Source organism: Bifidobacterium sp. ESL1130, from assembly GCF_058507935.1.
The window spans coordinates 485,010-501,415 of the sequence record NZ_CP196379.1; the positions used below are offsets into that span (position 1 = coordinate 485,010).

23 protein-coding genes and 1 tRNA gene are annotated in these 16,406 nt (G+C 56.8%); 12 read left to right on the top strand and 12 right to left on the bottom strand.

The features are described from left to right. Positions 1-69: 69 nt before the first annotated feature. The 8 genes from ACSYSO_RS01835 to ACSYSO_RS01870 all read right to left on the bottom strand — a co-directional run bounded on the left by ACSYSO_RS01835 (position 70) and on the right by ACSYSO_RS01870 (position 4,138). A complete protein-coding gene (locus ACSYSO_RS01835; RefSeq protein WP_491701900.1) occupies positions 70-1,500 on the bottom strand; it encodes a hypothetical protein in 1,431 nt (476 codons plus the stop codon). A 5-nt stretch (positions 1,501-1,505) separates the two neighbouring features. Next, positions 1,506-1,826, bottom strand: a complete 321-nt coding sequence (locus ACSYSO_RS01840; RefSeq protein ID WP_491701901.1) for a hypothetical protein — start codon at positions 1,824-1,826, stop codon at positions 1,506-1,508. 116 nt (positions 1,827-1,942) lie between these two features. Then, a complete protein-coding gene (locus ACSYSO_RS01845; protein ID WP_491701902.1) occupies positions 1,943-2,686 on the bottom strand; it encodes an HNH endonuclease in 744 nt (247 codons plus the stop codon). Beyond that, the gene (locus ACSYSO_RS01850) at positions 2,683-2,880 is read right to left on the bottom strand and encodes a helix-turn-helix domain-containing protein (protein ID WP_491701903.1); all 198 of its coding nucleotides are present in this window, start codon (positions 2,878-2,880) and stop codon (positions 2,683-2,685) included. The genes ACSYSO_RS01845 and ACSYSO_RS01850 overlap by 4 nt, the downstream gene beginning before the upstream one ends. Continuing rightward, a complete protein-coding gene (locus tag ACSYSO_RS01855; RefSeq protein ID WP_491701904.1) occupies positions 2,877-3,236 on the bottom strand; it encodes a hypothetical protein in 360 nt (119 codons plus the stop codon). Before ACSYSO_RS01855 ends, ACSYSO_RS01850 begins: the two co-directional genes overlap by 4 nt. Before the next feature lie 425 nt (positions 3,237-3,661). Next, positions 3,662-3,862 (bottom strand): hypothetical protein, encoded by a 201-nt coding sequence (locus ACSYSO_RS01860; protein WP_491701905.1) that lies wholly within the window; start codon positions 3,860-3,862, stop codon positions 3,662-3,664. After that, positions 3,862-3,999 carry a hypothetical protein gene (locus ACSYSO_RS01865; protein WP_491701906.1) on the bottom strand — a complete coding sequence of 46 codons (138 nt, stop codon included), beginning with the start codon at positions 3,997-3,999 and terminating at the stop codon, positions 3,862-3,864. Before ACSYSO_RS01865 ends, ACSYSO_RS01860 begins: the two co-directional genes overlap by 1 nt. Continuing rightward, positions 3,983-4,138 carry a hypothetical protein gene (locus ACSYSO_RS01870; RefSeq protein ID WP_491701907.1) on the bottom strand — a complete coding sequence of 52 codons (156 nt, stop codon included), beginning with the start codon at positions 4,136-4,138 and terminating at the stop codon, positions 3,983-3,985. Before ACSYSO_RS01870 ends, ACSYSO_RS01865 begins: the two co-directional genes overlap by 17 nt. A 103-nt stretch (positions 4,139-4,241) precedes the next feature. Between ACSYSO_RS01870 and ACSYSO_RS01875 the strand changes: the two genes are divergently transcribed. After that, positions 4,242-4,529, top strand: coding sequence for a hypothetical protein (locus ACSYSO_RS01875; protein ID WP_491701908.1), 288 nt, complete (start codon positions 4,242-4,244; stop codon positions 4,527-4,529). A 5-nt stretch (positions 4,530-4,534) separates the two neighbouring features. On the opposite strand, the gene ACSYSO_RS01880 is transcribed toward ACSYSO_RS01875, so the two are convergent. Continuing rightward, a complete protein-coding gene (locus ACSYSO_RS01880) occupies positions 4,535-4,720 on the bottom strand; it encodes a hypothetical protein (protein ID WP_491701909.1) in 186 nt (61 codons plus the stop codon). A gap of 2 nt (positions 4,721-4,722) precedes the next feature. Further along, positions 4,723-4,959 (bottom strand): helix-turn-helix domain-containing protein, encoded by a 237-nt coding sequence (locus ACSYSO_RS01885; protein ID WP_491701910.1) that lies wholly within the window; start codon positions 4,957-4,959, stop codon positions 4,723-4,725. A 90-nt stretch (positions 4,960-5,049) separates the two neighbouring features. Here ACSYSO_RS01885 and ACSYSO_RS01890 point away from each other — a divergent pair, with 90 nt between their 5' ends. After that, a complete protein-coding gene (locus ACSYSO_RS01890) occupies positions 5,050-5,337 on the top strand; it encodes a helix-turn-helix domain-containing protein (RefSeq protein ID WP_491702041.1) in 288 nt (95 codons plus the stop codon). Here ACSYSO_RS01890 and ACSYSO_RS01895 read toward each other — a convergent pair. After that, positions 5,297-5,370 (bottom strand) — tRNA-Met (locus tag ACSYSO_RS01895). The two genes, ACSYSO_RS01890 and ACSYSO_RS01895, sit on opposite strands and share 41 nt — an antisense overlap. Before the next feature lie 280 nt (positions 5,371-5,650). Between ACSYSO_RS01895 and ACSYSO_RS01900 the strand changes: the two genes are divergently transcribed. From ACSYSO_RS01900 to nucS, 10 genes are all read left to right on the top strand, one after another. After that, the gene (locus tag ACSYSO_RS01900) at positions 5,651-6,679 is read left to right on the top strand and encodes a homoserine O-succinyltransferase (RefSeq protein ID WP_489799057.1); all 1,029 of its coding nucleotides are present in this window, start codon (positions 5,651-5,653) and stop codon (positions 6,677-6,679) included. A gap of 403 nt (positions 6,680-7,082) precedes the next feature. Further along, entirely contained in the window at positions 7,083-7,895 is an 813-nt protein-coding gene (atpB, locus tag ACSYSO_RS01905; protein WP_489760356.1) for a F0F1 ATP synthase subunit A, read from the top strand. Positions 7,896-7,962: 67 nt separating this feature from the next. Next, on the top strand, positions 7,963-8,193 hold the full coding sequence (gene atpE, locus ACSYSO_RS01910; RefSeq protein ID WP_489760357.1) for an ATP synthase F0 subunit C: 231 nt from the start codon (positions 7,963-7,965) through the stop codon (positions 8,191-8,193). Between the two features lie 48 nt (positions 8,194-8,241). Then, positions 8,242-8,775, top strand: a complete 534-nt coding sequence (locus ACSYSO_RS01915; protein WP_489760402.1) for a F0F1 ATP synthase subunit B — start codon at positions 8,242-8,244, stop codon at positions 8,773-8,775. A 66-nt stretch (positions 8,776-8,841) separates the two neighbouring features. Further along, positions 8,842-9,669, top strand: a complete 828-nt coding sequence (locus ACSYSO_RS01920; RefSeq protein WP_489760358.1) for a F0F1 ATP synthase subunit delta — start codon at positions 8,842-8,844, stop codon at positions 9,667-9,669. A 61-nt stretch (positions 9,670-9,730) separates the two neighbouring features. Next, positions 9,731-11,362, top strand: coding sequence for a F0F1 ATP synthase subunit alpha (atpA, locus tag ACSYSO_RS01925; RefSeq protein ID WP_489760359.1), 1,632 nt, complete (start codon positions 9,731-9,733; stop codon positions 11,360-11,362). Between the two features lie 3 nt (positions 11,363-11,365). Continuing rightward, positions 11,366-12,313, top strand: a complete 948-nt coding sequence (locus ACSYSO_RS01930) for a F0F1 ATP synthase subunit gamma (RefSeq protein WP_489760360.1) — start codon at positions 11,366-11,368, stop codon at positions 12,311-12,313. Between the two features lie 8 nt (positions 12,314-12,321). After that, the gene (gene atpD / locus ACSYSO_RS01935) at positions 12,322-13,806 is read left to right on the top strand and encodes a F0F1 ATP synthase subunit beta (RefSeq protein ID WP_489760361.1); all 1,485 of its coding nucleotides are present in this window, start codon (positions 12,322-12,324) and stop codon (positions 13,804-13,806) included. Then, entirely contained in the window at positions 13,806-14,084 is a 279-nt protein-coding gene (locus ACSYSO_RS01940; protein WP_489760362.1) for a F0F1 ATP synthase subunit epsilon, read from the top strand. The genes atpD and ACSYSO_RS01940 overlap by 1 nt, the downstream gene beginning before the upstream one ends. Positions 14,085-14,226: 142 nt before the next feature. After that, complete coding sequence (nucS, locus tag ACSYSO_RS01945) at positions 14,227-15,156, top strand: endonuclease NucS (RefSeq protein WP_489760363.1); 930 nt, start codon at positions 14,227-14,229, stop codon at positions 15,154-15,156. A gap of 160 nt (positions 15,157-15,316) precedes the next feature. On the opposite strand, the gene ACSYSO_RS01950 is transcribed toward nucS, so the two are convergent. Further along, complete coding sequence (locus tag ACSYSO_RS01950; protein ID WP_489760364.1) at positions 15,317-16,312, bottom strand: FKBP-type peptidyl-prolyl cis-trans isomerase; 996 nt, start codon at positions 16,310-16,312, stop codon at positions 15,317-15,319. Positions 16,313-16,406: the final 94 nt, after the last annotated feature.

Here is a 16,406-nt window from a genome sequence, read left to right on the forward strand (position 1 = left end):
GCAACCCTGAATCTGTCCACAAGCGTGGGGCAAAGTAAGGCAAAGCAGGGTAAAGTAAGGCAAAGTAGGTCACACGATGACCGGTATATCGTCTTCCGGCCGATGACTGGCACCCCACGCGGCAAGCATGCAGCTCTCCAAGGGACTGGTCAGCCCGGTGGAACGCCTGCGGGTCACCCGCCACGCATCGCCCGACCATGTGCGAGCTGAACTCGCGGCACTGGCGTCTAGCGCTGTGTTCGAGGCATGCAGGATGCCGTGGTTGTTCAGTCCGCTCACATACGCCTGCCCGCAAGTCAGATAGTCGGCTGCCGTAAGATCGCAGAACGGCAGCACCGGGGAACCCCATCCGTCGGTGAGATGACGCAGCCGGTCGCTCAGGTCGGCGGCGGTGCCCTTGGTATCGATGGCGATGGGCGCCTCGTAGGTCTCGGAAAGCCGGCGTATCTCGTCGGGCGCCGCGCCGGTGCCATCGATGACCTTCAAGAGCTGGGTGGTCACGGTGCCGTCCTGGTTGGCAATGGCCGCGCTGATGCTCGTATGGGTCGAGTCCACATCCACGGCCACGCCCAACGTGACCTGCCGGCCCGCGAGCTCGCCGGGCCCCACCGGCCGGGTCGCCGTCGCCTCCCATAATCGCTCGTCGATGACCCGGTCACTGATGCCCTCGTCACGTCGGTTGCCGAATGCTCGTGCCCAGCCGGCTGGATCGTTTTTGAATTGGTCGTGAAAGTCCTTGAGCTGGTCGATGTTCCAGAGCAGTCCGGCTGCCGGATGGTGGCGCATGATGGTTTCCAAGTCTTCCGGGTCGGCTCCGGCGGGGATACCCCAATCGAACCAGCAGGTGCGCCGGCTTTGCTTGCCTTCTCGGCATTCGTCGATGCGCTGGTTGAAGAACTCGCTTTCCGCGGTCCCCTCGGTCGAGGTGATCCAGACCTGCGGGCGCACCCCGGTGGACATGAAGCGGGTGGCCGTGGTCGGTAGAAAAGCATCGATGATGTTCTTGCCGGTCTCGGCCGAAAGTGAGAACGCCTCGTCGAGAGTGATCATGTCGCCTTGTACGCCGTGGCCGGCCACTTTCGTGATACTCATGGGCATGATGGTGCTGCCGTTGATGAAGGGCTGGCGCAGGTCACCGGCACCGAGGTACGGGCGCGCGGCGATGGCTGACAATGGTGATGGGCCGAGCCGTTTGAGGTATTCCTTGAAGTGTTTGCCGGCGTCCTTGCCTGTTTGGGCGAGATAGTAGATGAAACGGTTCGGCCCCCACTGGGTATTGCGGGTGTCCTTGGCATCCACGAGCGTGGACTTGCCGCACTGACGAGGCGTTGAAAGAATGATGGTGTCGTAGAAGTAACTGCCATCCTCGTCGAGCTCGCCGGCCACATCGGCGACGTACTGCTGCCAGGGCAGGAACGGTGTGCCAAGCAGCCTGGCATATTCGCCGACAAGTGGCCCGTCGGTCTTGCGGTCGGGGTTGCGGGGTGTACCGCCACGCATGGGCGTCACTTGGCCACACTCGATGCTTGCAGCAGACCGGCCATCTCGTCATCAAGCGGCTGGGTCTCAGGGTAGAGCTCACGCAGTGACGCCATCGTGTTGTTGTAGGTGTCCATAAGCGTGGAGATGTTCTTCGGTGTGGTTGCCGCGTTGTAACGGTCGATGTTGTAGGCGACGCAAAGCAGGGAATTGGCATAGTCGTGCGCTGCGGCGCTCATGGTCTTGTCTTTGAAGAATTCTTCGATGAACAGGCGTGTGCTGTGCTCTTTGAAGTGACTGTACTGGGTGATTTCCTCGAACCCTTCCAGGACTCCCTGCTGCTCCATTGTGTTTCCTTAATTTTCGTTGCGATTCTGCCGTTTTCTAACTTTTTTATTTTGGTTTCGAGAGAGTAAAAAAGTTGGCGCGGGGTGATTTGGCCGGCCGGCTGTTTAAAAAATCGTCACCACTGCGGCCAGTCAGGCTGCGCGTCCGGATCGGAGCGCAGACCGAGGGCCACGAGCTCGGTGCGACGCTTGCTCTGCCGTTCGTCGATGGCCTGCTGGCTGATGTGCAGGGCGTACCACTGGCGTGCCGTCAGGTGCGCGCCCTCGTTGCGCAGCTCGTCGTCAAGTCTGGCGAACACGGTCTCCGCTCCAGGGTCGATGACATGGATGGTGTAGTCCAAGGCCAGCCACTCATCCAACATCCTCGGGTGTGCATGCGACATAGGCAAGCTCTTGATCAGCCACACCTCCGCCGGCGTGTTCAGGCGCACCAGCTTGTTGTAGGCCCCCTGCCACGCACCCTGCGCCGTGGCGATGAGTGAGGGCGCTGGTTCGTGCTTGACGTCCACATCGGGCATGAGCGCAGCAGCAAGTCGGTCGAAGTCCAGCACTAGAGCATCCCCGCTTGCATGTTCGGCCACGTAGCTGCTCTTGCCGGCGCACGGCGGGCCGATGACCGTGTGGATCGTCGCGCCATATCCGGAGAGTACACGGTTGGAGCGGCTGATGTTGCATGCCTTGCATGCCCTGCGGATGTTGGCCACTGTGCCCTGGCCACCGGCCTTGAACGGCACAATGTGGTCGTCTTCCTCACCATTGCCGGTGCAGACGGGCAGGTGCAGCCAGCAGCTATTGCCCCACGTCTCGATGACCTCGGCACGCACCCTCGGGTTTATCGTGCCTCTGACCCGCCGCTTCATGCTTTCTCCTTACATGAGCGCACGTACCGGTCGAGGTCGTCCAGCTCGTACAAGACCGGCGAGTTGACGGCCTCGCCGGACTTGAACCATACCGGCCCCACACCATCCCTGCGCATGGCCTTGAGCTTGGACTGGCTGACATGCAAATACTTCGCCGCCTGAGCTACAGTCAGTTTGGATTTCGGACTCATCATGCGACTCCTGCGTAACGTTTGAGACCGGCCAGCAAGGGTTCGCGGTCGAAGCCGAGGATGGTGCCGTGTTTGCTGGGCTTGTCCACCCACCCCTCGGCGATGAGCTGACGCAGCACGTGCTTGCCGGACGGGTCGGTGGTTTTGGCGATCTGGTCGAGCCGGAGGATACGAATCACGGTCGCGCAACTGATGGAGCTGGTCGAGACAGTGTCGTGTTCCAACTGGGGTAGGTGCCAGCGTACCGCGTTGACCATGTCAGTCTTGCGGATGGGTTTGCTCGTCACCGGCATACGACGATAACGGCGGGGACGGGTGTTGCGTGCGTAGGTGGGCTGGTAGTCAACGGTGTAACCCATAGTGATCTCCTGTTTGGTTGGGTGGTGGATAAGTGGACTGGTTGGTGGATAAAGGTCATCTTCGGATGGTGGAGGTTGAGCGGGGAACCTTGGCGCTTGAAAACGAGTATGAGTCCCGGAACCAAGCCCTGTAAGGTTCCCCAGTGGTTGCTTCGGCCGGAGCCAGGCGTCGCTTGTGGAAGCAGCACGAGGCTGCGACGGCGGTTGCGTTGGCCAGCCCGGCGAACCACCGGTGGAGTCCGTCGGTCGTCCCTGTGCAGACGCGGACCAACGCTCGATACACCCGCATAGGCTCCCCCGAGCCGTGGTAACCACGCCGCCAGGGGCGTGTGTTTGTAACGCGCTGGGCAAGGCGCGGCCATATCGCCCTGCGCAGGCATGACGGCCTACGGTACGGGCATGAAATTATGAACGGCAACACAAGGTCATTCCGGCGGCACCGGCATGTCAGGGCAGTCCTGGTCCAGCCATCTTTTCTGCCTGGCCAGCGCGTCCAGGCACTGGGCTTTGAGCATGGTGACCTCGTCCGTGCTCAGTATGGTGGCGCAGCGGTGTCGGCCGTCCTCCACGTTCAGCGCGAACGTGCCCAGGTATTCATAGCTCATCGAAATACTCGTTTTAGTCATCAGTTGTCCTTCCATATCCAGTCCCAGGCCCGGTCGGCCGACCAGGCGATGAGCATGAGCAGCATGACCGCCAGCAACGGCAGTGCCAGGCACAGCCGGCCGACCAGGCGAATCGTGTGTTTAAGCTTCGCTTTCATACGCCTTCCTTCCGCAGATGAGCATGACCGGCAGGCACGCCAAAGACAGCCAGCACAGTGTCCACAGGCTGGTGACGGCGAAGATGAGCGCCACCAGCAGGGTGCACAGGGTGATAGTCAGCCGGTATACGGTCAGCATGTCACAGCCTTCCCGTGAGCGTTTCTGGGGTTGGTAAGAGGTGCCTTCTTGTGAGGTAGGATTGTGATTGACGTAACAAACAACACAAGAAGGAAGTAATATCATGGCAAAATATCAGATTCGCGTGCAGTTTATTGCAGAAGAAAGAGCGCAAGTATATTGGTTTCAGACGCAGAGCGACGCACAAAATGCTTTGATGGAGATGGATGATGCTGTCAAGAGACATGAAGCGGCATGCATTCGCCCCAACGATCCTCATACTGCAGTGGGACCCATTTACCTGAATATGAGCAACGCACTTCACTGGAAAGCGCAAAAGTCCAAGGATGAAGGTGGTTGGGAGCTGTTTTCGATAGATACACCGTCTGAGGAATCTGCAGCGACGAACTGAGGTATTCATTCCGTGTGCTCGTTTTCCGATGGTGTACGGGTAGCGATTTCGTGATCAAGCTGGGCGACTAGGTCCAGCTTGATTGCGTCAAGCAGTTGGTTGGACAGGCGATGAGGAATGAGCAGCCGGACACCTCGAAACTCGAAGAGTTTGAATCCACCGGATGGAATGCTTAATGTGATTGATTCCATGATTATTTAACCTCCATTGGTTCACGGGCCATTAGCGCATCAATACTGACATCAAATAAGTCGGCCATTGCCATGTAATCAGTGCTTGAGAATTTAAGTGCGCCTGAAATTTTTCGGCTGATTGATGCAGTTGATTGATCAAGATACTTGGCCAAAGATGACTGTGTCATGTCTTTTGCTGCAAGCAGCATTGCGATTCGCCGACCTGAGTTTATCATAGATGAATTATTCTGCGTCATGGATACACATTAAAGCACAGAATTTTATATTTAGCAAATTATAATAGTTAAATGTATTAATTTGCTTGCGTCTGTGTTAAGCTAATTGCTATGGAAACAGCAACAATAGATAGAACAACGCCTTCAACGACAGCGAAGAGCTTGACTTTGCAACAAATTGTCTCTCGTAATTTACGAATGGCAATAGCGTATTTTGGAATTAATCAAAAAACTTTGGCAACTGCACTTGGCCAAGCGACGTCCTCGATATCGCTGAAGATGCGGGGAAAGTTAACGTGGAGTCTTGAAGACATAGAAAAAGCCTCCGATTTCTTCAACGTGAAACCGGAGGCATTAGTAGCGGGGCAAGGATTTGAACCTTGGACCTCTGGGTTATGAGCCCAGCGAGCTACCGAGCTGCTCCACCCCGCGACGGTCGCCTAAGCAACGCTCTCTATTATTACGGGGAATGTGCCATGAGTCAAATTGGTTTCGCTCTCGGCGTTTCACGTGTATTTCATCGTGTGTTTCATCATGTGCGTCACTGTGGTATTTCATTACAGGATGTAGGTGGTGCGCTAAATCGCTGCGGTTATTCGTCTCTTGCAGACTCGAGTTGAAGAGAGTGAAGTTTTACGCGTCAACAGAGTGATGTTGTACGAGTGAGCAGCGTGATGTTGTACCCGTCCTTCTACGAGGCCATAATGGTGCCATGCCTATCAACATTCCCAGCGGTCTTCCTGCCAGAGCCATTCTCGACTCGGAGCGTATTTTTGCGCTGGAGAATCCTGATGCACGACGCCAGCGTATTCGTCCTCTGAAATTGGTCATCCTTAATCTGATGCCGAAGAAAGTGGAGACTGAAACGCAGCTGCTGCGTCTCATCTCCAAGTCGCCGTTGCAGGTGGAGGTCGATTTCATGAAGACCTCCACCCATGAGTCCCACCATGTTAGCGCCGATCACCTGCTTAAGTTTTACGAGAATCTTGATGCGTTCGAAAACAACTACTATGACGGCCTGATTGTTACCGGCGCCCCGGTGGAGCATCTGGAGTTCGAACAGGTGGACTATTGGGATGAGTTCACTGCCATCCTCGACTGGGCGCAGACTCATGTGTTCTCCACCATGTACCTGTGCTGGGGGGCGATGGCGGGCCTATATCGTGGGTATGGTGTGCGGAAGGAACTCAGGGATGAGAAACTGTTCGGGGTGTTCCCGCAGTTTTTGCAGGATGAGTACTGTTTCCTGACGAACGGTTTTGATGAGATTTCGTTGCAGCCTCACTCAAGGCTTGCTGGGGTCAATGAGGGGGACGTGGCTGCCAACGGTGATTTGCAGGTGCTGACGTGGGGGCCTCAGTCTGGTCCTGGGCTGATTGCTGCGCGTGATTTCTCGGAGGTGTTCGTGCTCGGGCACTGGGAATACGGTAAGGCCACATTGCGTGAGGAATATGAGCGTGACATGGCTCAGGGGAGGCATGATGTGCCGTTACCGTATAACTATTTCCCTGATGATGACCCGTCTGCCGAGCCGTTGTTTTCGTGGCGTGCGCATGCAAACCTGCTGTGGCGCAACTGGCTGAACTGGGTGTATCAGACCACTCCGTATGATTTGCATGAGGTTCCGCAGTTGCGTTCGCAGAAGCGGTTGGGGACGGATCGTGCCATGCGGCATGCTCCCGGGAAGGCTCGTTCCGATGGGTTTACGACTCTGCGAACCCGAGGCTATGGACTTCGTTGAGACGGTTGTCTTGGTGAGTATATTTTTGGTGTGTGATGGCGTGTGATTCTTAAGTCAAAGTTGAATGCATGTCGAGAGGTCTTATAAACAATTTATATTTCGACAATATTGTATTTAATGTCGCAATATATGAATGTTGCAAGAGGTAATTTGCTTCTGAATCAGGTCGCGAAACGCCCGAAAATCCTTGATTTTCCAACGAAAATGAGCAAAACTTACAAATGAGCGAGGAGTGGCGTAGAATCACTAACCATCTGTTCGAAGTCGAAGAGCGTGTACACCGGTTTCGAACCGTCGTCACTCGTTCTTTTACCATTTGCTGAATAGCCAGTGAGATTGCTCACTGTCATTTCCAGCGTCAGGCATAGACTTGGGGCAGCAAGGGGAACTATAGGAGGTAACCATGGTGGGAATGGTTGGCAAAGGTATGGTTTTAGCTGCCGGTTCGGGGCCTGAACTGCCGTCTGTAGAGGACTTCCTGCCTCCGGAGATCCTGTTCCAAGGCACTCCGTTTGCCATGAACCGTATTGTGCTCATCCGCGTTATTGCCACGGCGTTGTTGCTGCTTATTTTGGGTCTTACCGCATCCCGTGCAAAGCTTATCCCTGGTCGATGGCAAGGACTCATTGAGTCAGGCATCGAATTCGTGCAGAACAGTGTGGTCTACGAGACCATGGGGGAGTTGCGCGGCAAGCGCTACGTGCCCATGATTGCCACACTGTTTTTCACGATTTTCGTCTTCAACCTGTGCGGTGTGATTCCGGGCATGAACATGGCCGCCACGGCGACGATTGCCATGCCTCTGCTGTTCGCTGTGTGGGTGTTGGTGCAATATTGGGTGGCTGCCTTCCGTGAGCGTGGCTTCTTCCGCTTCATACGCGAAGAGGTCTTTACTCCCGGTGTTCCGTGGCCTATCTATCTTCTCTATGCGCCCATCCAGATTCTGGAGCTGCTCATCATTCGTCCGGCTTCGTTGACGATTCGACTCTTCGCCAACATGATTTCGGGGCATCTGATGGTGGCGACTTGCCTGGCATATGCGCAGTACGAGATTTTCGACCTGTCGAACAAGCTGGTGGGCTTGCCTGTGGGCGCCCTCTGGTTCGGCGGTGGGTTCGCACTTACTTGCTTCGAAGTGTTCGTCGCATTCTTGCAGGCGTATGTCTTCTCCATCCTGGCCACGGTCTACATCAACCTGAGCTATCCGGAAGAGTAGTTCGCTGCCGTACGTACGGCATAATCAAGATTTTAATGTGAATTCTCCACGTTAGAAAGGAAAACAAATGGGTATCATCACTCTCGCGGAGGTCGCTGGCAACCTGAGCGTCATCGGCTACGGTCTGGCAACTCTCGGCCCCGGCATCGGTCTGGGCATCCTGTTCGGCAAGGCCATGGAATCCACGGCCCGCCAGCCTGAGATGAGCGGCAAGATTCAGACCATCATGTTCATCGGCTTGGCTCTGGTCGAGGTGTTGGCGTTGATCGGTTTCGTCGCCTTCATCATGGCTCACTGAGCCTGGACGACGGTACTTGAAACACGAAACTGAAAGGAGGGCTTCATGATGACACTTGCAGAGGGCGGCATTGACCTGTTCATTCCCAAGGTGTACGACATTGTGTGGTCCCTGATCATTCTCGTTATCGTCGCACTGTTCTTCTACAAGTTCTTCATGCCCAAGTTCAACGCCATCTTCGACGCACGCGCCGAGAAGATCGAAGGCAACATCTCCAAGGCTGAAGCGGCCAAGGCGGATGCGGACAAAGCGAAGAAGAAGTACGAAGATCAGCTCAATTCCGCTCGCGTGGAAGCATCGAAGATCAAAGACGAAGCCCGTGACGAGGCATCTCACATCATCTCCGACGCGCATACCAAGGCTGATGCCGAGGCTGCGCAGATTACTGCCAATGCGGAGCGTTCCATCGCCTCCCAGCAGCAGCAGGCGTTGGTGAGTCTCAAAGGTGACGTCGGCGAATTGGCTACGGCGTTGGCTGGCAAGATCTTGGGTGAGAAGCTGCAAGACTCCGCTGCACAGTCCCAGATGCTCGATCAGATGATTGGACAATTGGGCGGTGAAGACGAGAAGCAGCGTCAGTGACGCGGAAAATGGCTGTGCTTGTCGGTGCAGCCAAAGGCACCAAGATGATTTGTGGAAGGGGTGAACATGCGAGGAGAAGCATCGTTGAGTGCGGATCGTGAGTCTAGAGACTCACTGGCTCCCAAACTTCGTGATTCAGGTCGCGAAGCCGGGCGCATCGGCGAGGAGCTATTTGAGCTCACTGACCTGCTTGACGGCAATGCTCAGGTTGAGCGTTCGCTCACTGATCCTTCGCGGAACACTGCCGACAAAGTGACGTTGATTCAGAGGATTGTCGGTGATGCCGTCCACCCTCTGACGCTTGAGATTCTCACTGATTTGGTGGCACACAAGTGGAGCCGTGTCTCCGACATCGCCAATGCCGTGGAGGATTTCGCGGTGGATGCGATGATGTATGCCGCGGATGCTGCAGACAGCACGTTGCAAGTTTCGGTCGAGTTGGCACAGATTCAATCGGTGCTGACTGACATGCCGATACTGCGCAGCAAACTCGGCGACGAATCTGCTCCTGCACAGGCACGCGTTGACCTTTTGCACAGCGTGTTCGACGATAGTGGACTTGATACGGTGACGATGCACTTGATTGAGCATATCGCCTTCAACCCGCGGCGCCGTCGATTCTTGGGAACCGTGGAATGGCTGATTGCCAAGTTCTCCCGTCATATGGGAGAGTCGATGGTGACGGTTACCACGGCCACAGCGCTGACTCACGATCAGATGGTGAGACTTGTCGAGGTTTACTCGGCAAAGCTTGGACGGCAGGTGCATGTGCACTCAGTCGTCGATCCATCGGTGCTTGGCGGTATGCGGGTGCAGGTGGGCGACGAGGTGTGGGACAACACCGTGGTGGCTCAGCTTGATGCGCTCAAACGCAGCGTCAAAGCTCAAGTGTGAACGAGACAAAGCGAGACTTACTGGCATAAGCCAGAACAATTAATGAATAAGGAGTGATGCAATGGCAGAACTTACCATTGATCCCGCCAAGGTGCGCGAGGCGCTCGACGATTTCGTCGAGTCGTACCGGCCCAGCGACACTCCCGCCCAAGAGGTGGGATATGTTGCTACGGCCGGCGACGGTATCGCGCACGTCACGGGACTGCCTGGTTGCATGGCCAACGAACTGCTGACGTTCGAAGACGGCACGCTCGGCTTGGCGTTCAACCTTGATCCACGTGAGATTGGCGTCATTGTACTCGGTGACTTTGCAGGCATCGAGGAAGGCCAAGAGGTGCGCCGTACCGGTGAGGTGCTGTCCGTACCAGTAGGTGACGGATTCCTTGGCCGTACGGTCGATCCGCTAGGAAAACCTATCGATGGTTTGGGCGAGATTAAGAGCGAAGGCCGCCGAATCATGGAGGCGCAGGCACCTGACGTGATGCACCGCCATCCGGTGGACGAACCGCTTTCCACAGGTCTCAAGGCCATCGACGCCATGACCCCGATCGGTCGCGGCCAGCGCCAGCTCATCATCGGCGACCGTCAGACAGGCAAGACGGCCATCGCCATCGATACCATCATCAACCAGAAGGCAAACTGGGAGAGCGGCGACCCCAAGAAGCAGGTGCGCTGCATCTATGTGGCCATCGGCCAGAAGGGCTCCACCATCGCCTCCGTGCGCCAGAGCCTGGAAGAGGCCGGCGCCATGGAATACACCACCATCGTGGCCAGCCCCGCTTCCGATTCCGCAGGTTTCAAGTACATCGCCCCCTACACCGGCTCGGCCATCGGTCAGCACTGGATGTATCACGGCAAGCACGTGCTCATCGTCTTCGACGACCTTTCCAAGCAGGCTGAGGCCTATCGTTCGATTTCCCTGCTGCTGCGTCGCCCGCCGGGGCGCGAGGCCTACCCGGGCGATGTGTTCTATCTGCACTCCCGCCTGCTGGAACGTTGCGCGAAGCTCTCGGACGAGCTCGGCGGCGGCTCGATGACCGGCCTGCCGATCGTGGAGACCAAGGCGAACGACGTCTCGGCCTATATCCCCACGAACGTCATCTCGATCACCGACGGCCAGATCTTCCTGCAGTCCGACCTGTTCAACGCCAACCAGCGCCCCGCCGTGGACGTGGGCATCTCCGTGTCCCGTGTGGGCGGTGCCGCGCAGACGAAGGCCTTGAAGAAGGTTTCCGGCACGCTCAAGATTTCGCTGGCCCAGTACCGCTCGCTGCAGTCCTTCGCCATGTTCGCCTCCGATTTGGACGCGGCTTCCAAGGCCCAGCTCACCCGCGGCGCCCGCCTGACCGAGCTGCTCAAGCAGCAGCAGTTCTCGCCCTACTCGATGGAGCAGGAAGTGGTTTCGGTGTGGACCGGTACGCACGGCAAGCTTGACGACTTGGAAATCGAGGATGTGCTGCCGTTTGAGAAGGGGCTGCTGGACTATGTTGACCACAACACCAGCGTTCTCTCCACAATTCGCGATACCGGAGATTTCACCAGCGAGACGGAAGCGGCTTTGGAGAAGGCCGTTGAGGATTTCCGTAGTACGTACGTGACGAAGGCCGGCACGCCGCTTGTCTCCAAGAAGGAACAGGACGACTTCACACCGGCTCAGGTCGAGCAGGAGCAAATCAAGGCGGGAGACAGGTAGCGTATGGCGTCTCAACTCGCATTGAAAACAAGGATCAACTCCACTGCGTCGCTGGGTAAAATCTTCAACGCGCAGGAGATGATTGCGTCTTCGCACATCGCCAAGGCTCGCACTGTGGCTTTGAATGCGAAGCCGTACAGCGATGCGATCTTCGACGCCGTGCAGGCGCTGGCCGTGCACACCGATATCGACCATCCGATCGTCACCGAGCGCAAAAGCAACCCCCGGGTGGCCGTGCTCGCGCTGACGGCGGATCGAGGCATGGCCGGCGCATACACGTCTTCGATTATTCGCGAGACGGAATCGCTGCTCTCGCGCCTCGACGGTGAAGGCAAGCAGCCCGAGCTGTATGTGTATGGTCGCCGTGGCATCTCGTACTACAAGTATCGCAACCGCGTGATTGCTCATACCTGGGAGGGCAGCAGTGACCATCCTGGCGTGGAAGTAGCACGTGAGATTGCCGACGAGTTGCTGCAGCGCTATATGCAGCCGGCTTCTGCCGGAGGTGTTTCCGAGCTGTATATCGTGTTCACCGAGTTCGTGAACATGGTGGTACAGAAGGTGCGTGTATTGCGTATGTTGCCGGTGCAGGTAGTGGATTCTGCTGAAACCGGAGACAGTGCTGCAACGCAGGGTGCCAGTGGGGATACCGATGCCGCGGTGCCAGAGCCGCAGACACCGCCACTGTACCTGTTCGAGCCAAGCTTCGAGAAGGTGCTCGATGCGATTCTGCCGAAATACGTGCAGTCGCGCATTCACGAATGTCTGCTCACCGCGGCCGCTTCGGAGACCGCCAGCAGGCAGAACGCCATGCACACTGCTACCGATAACGCCAACAATCTGATCGACGAGCTTACGCGCAAACTCAATGCTTCGCGTCAGGCTTCGATCACCCAGGAACTTACTGAGATAATCAGCAGCGCGGATGCGCTGAACAAGAAGGAAGAGTAGGGACGCATATGGCTGAGACCCAGTCTATGGCGGCTGCCGAAAAGCCGACGAACGACCCCAGCGCCGGGCGCGTGACACGCGTTCAGGGCTCGGTGATTGACGTCGAGTTTCCGGCAGGCCACATGCCTGACATCTACAATGCTCTCAAGGTTGCCATCAGCAATGTGGGCGATGAGGAAGGCGAGACGCTCAAGGAGATTACCCTTGAGGTTGAGCAGCACCTCGGCGACTCCACAGTGCGAACGGTTGCGCTGAAGCCAACCGACGGCCTGGTGCGTGGTGCCACGGTGCGAGACACTGGCGGTCCCATTGAGGTGCCTGTCGGCGACGTGACCAAGGGGCATGTCTTCGACGCCACGGGCAATATCCTCAATGCCAAGCCGGACGAACATATCGACATCAAGGAACGGTGGTCCATTCACCGCAATCCCCCGGCGTTCGAGCAACTTGAGAGTCGTACTCAGATGTTCGAAACTGGCATCAAGGTCATTGATCTGCTCACCCCGTACGTCGAGGGCGGCAAGATTGGCCTCTTCGGTGGTGCAGGCGTGGGCAAGACCGTGCTCATCCAGGAGATGATCCAGCGCGTGGCGCAGAACCACGGCGGCGTTTCCGTCTTCGCCGGCGTGGGCGAGCGTACCCGTGAGGGCAACGATTTGATTGGCGAGATGGCCGAAGCTGGCGTCTTGGAGAAGACCGCGTTGGTCTTCGGCCAGATGGACGAACCGCCGGGGACCCGTCTTCGCGTGCCGCTGACGGCGTTGACGATGGCCGAGTACTTCCGCGACGTGCAGAACCAGGACGTGCTTCTCTTCATCGACAACATCTTCCGCTTCACGCAGGCCGGTTCCGAGGTGTCCACGTTGCTTGGGCGTATGCCCTCCGCCGTGGGCTACCAGCCGAACCTGGCGGACGAGATGGGCTCCCTCCAGGAGCGCATCACCTCGACGCGCGGCCACTCGATCACCTCGCTGCAGGCCATCTACGTGCCCGCCGACGATTACACCGATCCGGCCCCGGCCACGACGTTCGCCCATTTGGACGCCACCACGGAGCTTTCTCGTGACATCGCTTCAAAGGGCATCTACCCGGCCGTGGATCCGCTGGCTTCGACCTCGCGCATCCTCGATCCGCGCTACGTGGGTCAGGCGCACTACGACACCGCCAACCAGGTCAAGGCGATTCTGCAGCGCAACAAGGAGCTGCAGGACATCATCGCCCTGATTGGCATTGACGAGCTCGGCGAGGAAGACAAGACCACCGTGAATCGCGCCCGCAAGATCGAGCAGTTCCTCGGTCAGAACTTCTACGTTGCGCAGAAGTTCACCGGTCGCGAAGGGTCTTACGTACCTGCTGAAGAGACCATCGAGGCCTTCAGCCGTATTTGCAACGGCAAGTACGACGAGGTTCCGGAGCAGGCGTTCTCCGGCATCGGAGGCATCGATGACCTCGAGCACAAGTGGCACGATATGCAGAAGGAATACGGTGAGTGATGACTGGGTCTTCCATGAAGGTGAACATCGTGGCCGCGGATCGTCCGCTGTGGAGCGGAGAGGCGACCTCGGTCACTATCCCCGCTTCTGAAGGTGGCATGGGTATTTTGCCCGGGCATGAGCCGGTGCTCACTGTCATCACCGGTGGCATTGTTTCCGCGCTTGATACCGAAGGCCGGCGCCACACCTTCTCGGTGACCGATGGATTCATTTCCTTTGACTCTAACCTGCTTACCGTAGCCGTGGAAGAGGGTGAGGTTCGCGATTCCGCGCAGTAATCGTGAGTCGATGAACCACTCTCTACCTAGCTTCACAGTGAGGCACGAGGGCATCCGCACAGATGGCGGGTGCCCTCGTTTGGTTTTCGAGGTGCGTGGGCTGTATCACATCAAGGTTTCGGGTTTCGGGTAGAGTGGAGGGGTGCGAATAATTGTTGCTGACTGCAGTGCTGAATATTCCGGAAGGCTTAACGCTTACCTTCCAGAGGCGAAGCGTGTGTTGTTGATCAAGGCAGATAACAGCTTTCTGATTTTCTCAGAATTGGGCTCATACAAGCCGCTGAACTGGATGGCAGCGCCCTGCACTATCAAGGAAATCGCTGTCGAAGAGCAGAGTGACGAGCAGAGGAACGTCGAAGGTGAAGACGGCGGCGTTTGCGAAGTGGACAATGAGGCAGTTGCAGACCCGCAAGATGTTGCGGAGCCGCAGGAAACAGCGATGAACGCTGCTGAACATGCAAGCAGCGGAGAACTTGAAGAAGTCGCGCTATTCGAGGACGACGGTACCGATTTACTGGTCGATGAGGCTGCGCTGTTCGGCAACTCGCGCATGTCTGGGGCCAAAACCGTGGTGCAGGAGAGCAGCGGAAAGATATTCCGAGTTGCGGCGCAAAAGTCCAACGACATACTCGAAGTGACGGTAAGCCATGTCTATTCTGATCACACCTATGATTTAGGGAAAGATCCCGGGCTTGTCAAAGACGGTGTGGAAGACCATTTGCAGCGCTACCTCGCTGAGCAAATTGAACGCATCGGCAAGGGCGCCACGTTGGTGAGACGTGAATACCCTACTCCCGTTGGGCCCGTTGATATCATGGCCAAAGACGCTAACGGCGGTCATGTCGCCATTGAGATTAAACGGCATGGAGGCATCGACGGTGTGGAGCAGCTGACCAGATATTGTGCGTTGCTTAATGAAGATCCGCTCATTGCTCCGGTGCGAGGCATATTTGCAGCGCAGACCATCACGCCGCAAGCCAAAGTATTGGCGGAATCCCGCGGATTCGAATGCTTGATTTTGGACTACGACGATATGAAGGGAACAGAGGACGACAGCTTGCGCCTGTTCTGATCGCGCTTGTTTTGTATACCTATTCCGACCTCAGCCGTGTGAAGGCTGCAAAGCGGGTCAACGCTGTGGCAATCGATGGAGTGGTCTGGGATACCGAAACTAAAAGGGGTTGTGCAACGTCACTATACGTTGCACAACCCCTTCTCGATGTCAGTGTCGCTTATTGCTGTGACTGCACCACACCTTGGTCGTTGAGAATGTCAACCACGAAGTACAGTGTCGAGTTGGCGGGAATGCCCTTCTGCTCCGTGCTGCCGTAGCCTTCGTCCGGCGGAACGATCAGCAGCACTTGAGATCCGACCGTCTGCCCGGTCAAACCTTTGGTCCAGCCCGAGACAACCTGTTGCAGCGAGAAACTTGACGATTCTCCGCGGTCCCAGGAGGAGTCGAACTGCTTGGGTTTGCCGTTCTTGTCGCGTATCCAACCGGTGTAGTGGGCGTCGATGGTGTCCTGAGCCTCAACCACTTTGCCGTCGCCCTTGATGAGCGGCTGCGCGATGAGATTGCCGTCAGAGTGGAAATCGTTCAGATCAATGGAGGGCTTGCCGTTGCTGTCAAGTGAGACCTTGGGCAGCTTCTCCGGGATATTGTCGACTTTCTTGCCCTGCGCGCGGTTCGGCGATGAGGAGACGATGGTGAGCGCCATGATATAGGACGTGCCAGCAGAATTATTGTCGTTCACACCGAACGCAACGGTGGAGTTGATCTTCTGATCTTTGAGCACATTGTAGTAGGTGGCGTTCATGCTTTTCGAACTCAAGACAAGCGAGCAGTCAGGAGTGTTCTTCTCCCACGAGCTCATCAGCTCCGAACCGTCCTTGGCGTTCAAGGAGACATCCTGCACGCACAAGCGTTCGCCGTCTTTAAGCGCAGCCCCATTGCCCTTCTGAATCACGGCATAGGAATGGTTGACTACCTTCATTGGAGTGTGGAAGGAAACTTGGGGTTTCTGCCCGGGCTCACCGGTGGCACTCACTCCGGCCATCTGCACCATGTCGTCTTTTGAAGCCTTGCTGGTCTGTGAGGTGTCGTCTTTTTTCTTCTGGTCGGCTGCCGTATCGCTGCCGCATCCCGCCAGCCCGACTGCTAGGCTCAAAGCGCAAACGGCAGCCATCGCACTACCAACAATGCGATGGAACTTGTTCATATTATTCATGTTTCCTACCTTAGCGGCTGTCCATGATTTCCATAGCTGGGAGACTCGGCTAACGCGTAATGGCGCTTATATATGTGCTGCTATCAGGCTGACG

Bases quoted from the DNA above. Each gene is read 5' to 3' on its own strand.
- ACSYSO_RS01835 (WP_491701900.1), bottom strand. From the start codon at position 1,500: ATGCGTGGCGGTACACCCCGCAACCCCGACCGCAAGACCGACGGGCCA.
- ACSYSO_RS01840 (WP_491701901.1), bottom strand. From the start codon at position 1,826: ATGGAGCAGCAGGGAGTCCTGGAAGGGTTCGAGGAAATCACCCAGTAC.
- ACSYSO_RS01845 (WP_491701902.1), bottom strand. From the start codon at position 2,686: ATGAAGCGGCGGGTCAGAGGCACGATAAACCCGAGGGTGCGTGCCGAG.
- ACSYSO_RS01850 (WP_491701903.1), bottom strand. From the start codon at position 2,880: ATGATGAGTCCGAAATCCAAACTGACTGTAGCTCAGGCGGCGAAGTAT.
- ACSYSO_RS01855 (WP_491701904.1), bottom strand. From the start codon at position 3,236: ATGGGTTACACCGTTGACTACCAGCCCACCTACGCACGCAACACCCGT.
- ACSYSO_RS01860 (WP_491701905.1), bottom strand. From the start codon at position 3,862: ATGACTAAAACGAGTATTTCGATGAGCTATGAATACCTGGGCACGTTC.
- ACSYSO_RS01865 (WP_491701906.1), bottom strand. From the start codon at position 3,999: ATGAAAGCGAAGCTTAAACACACGATTCGCCTGGTCGGCCGGCTGTGC.
- ACSYSO_RS01870 (WP_491701907.1), bottom strand. From the start codon at position 4,138: ATGCTGACCGTATACCGGCTGACTATCACCCTGTGCACCCTGCTGGTG.
- ACSYSO_RS01875 (WP_491701908.1), top strand. From the start codon at position 4,242: ATGGCAAAATATCAGATTCGCGTGCAGTTTATTGCAGAAGAAAGAGCG.
- ACSYSO_RS01880 (WP_491701909.1), bottom strand. From the start codon at position 4,720: ATGGAATCAATCACATTAAGCATTCCATCCGGTGGATTCAAACTCTTC.
- ACSYSO_RS01885 (WP_491701910.1), bottom strand. From the start codon at position 4,959: ATGACGCAGAATAATTCATCTATGATAAACTCAGGTCGGCGAATCGCA.
- ACSYSO_RS01890 (WP_491702041.1), top strand. From the start codon at position 5,050: ATGGAAACAGCAACAATAGATAGAACAACGCCTTCAACGACAGCGAAG.
- ACSYSO_RS01900 (WP_489799057.1), top strand. From the start codon at position 5,651: ATGCCTATCAACATTCCCAGCGGTCTTCCTGCCAGAGCCATTCTCGAC.
- atpB (WP_489760356.1), top strand. From the start codon at position 7,083: ATGGTGGGAATGGTTGGCAAAGGTATGGTTTTAGCTGCCGGTTCGGGG.
- atpE (WP_489760357.1), top strand. From the start codon at position 7,963: ATGGGTATCATCACTCTCGCGGAGGTCGCTGGCAACCTGAGCGTCATC.
- ACSYSO_RS01915 (WP_489760402.1), top strand. From the start codon at position 8,242: ATGACACTTGCAGAGGGCGGCATTGACCTGTTCATTCCCAAGGTGTAC.
- ACSYSO_RS01920 (WP_489760358.1), top strand. From the start codon at position 8,842: ATGCGAGGAGAAGCATCGTTGAGTGCGGATCGTGAGTCTAGAGACTCA.
- atpA (WP_489760359.1), top strand. From the start codon at position 9,731: ATGGCAGAACTTACCATTGATCCCGCCAAGGTGCGCGAGGCGCTCGAC.
- ACSYSO_RS01930 (WP_489760360.1), top strand. From the start codon at position 11,366: ATGGCGTCTCAACTCGCATTGAAAACAAGGATCAACTCCACTGCGTCG.
- atpD (WP_489760361.1), top strand. From the start codon at position 12,322: ATGGCTGAGACCCAGTCTATGGCGGCTGCCGAAAAGCCGACGAACGAC.
- ACSYSO_RS01940 (WP_489760362.1), top strand. From the start codon at position 13,806: ATGACTGGGTCTTCCATGAAGGTGAACATCGTGGCCGCGGATCGTCCG.
- ACSYSO_RS01950 (WP_489760364.1), bottom strand. From the start codon at position 16,312: ATGAATAATATGAACAAGTTCCATCGCATTGTTGGTAGTGCGATGGCT.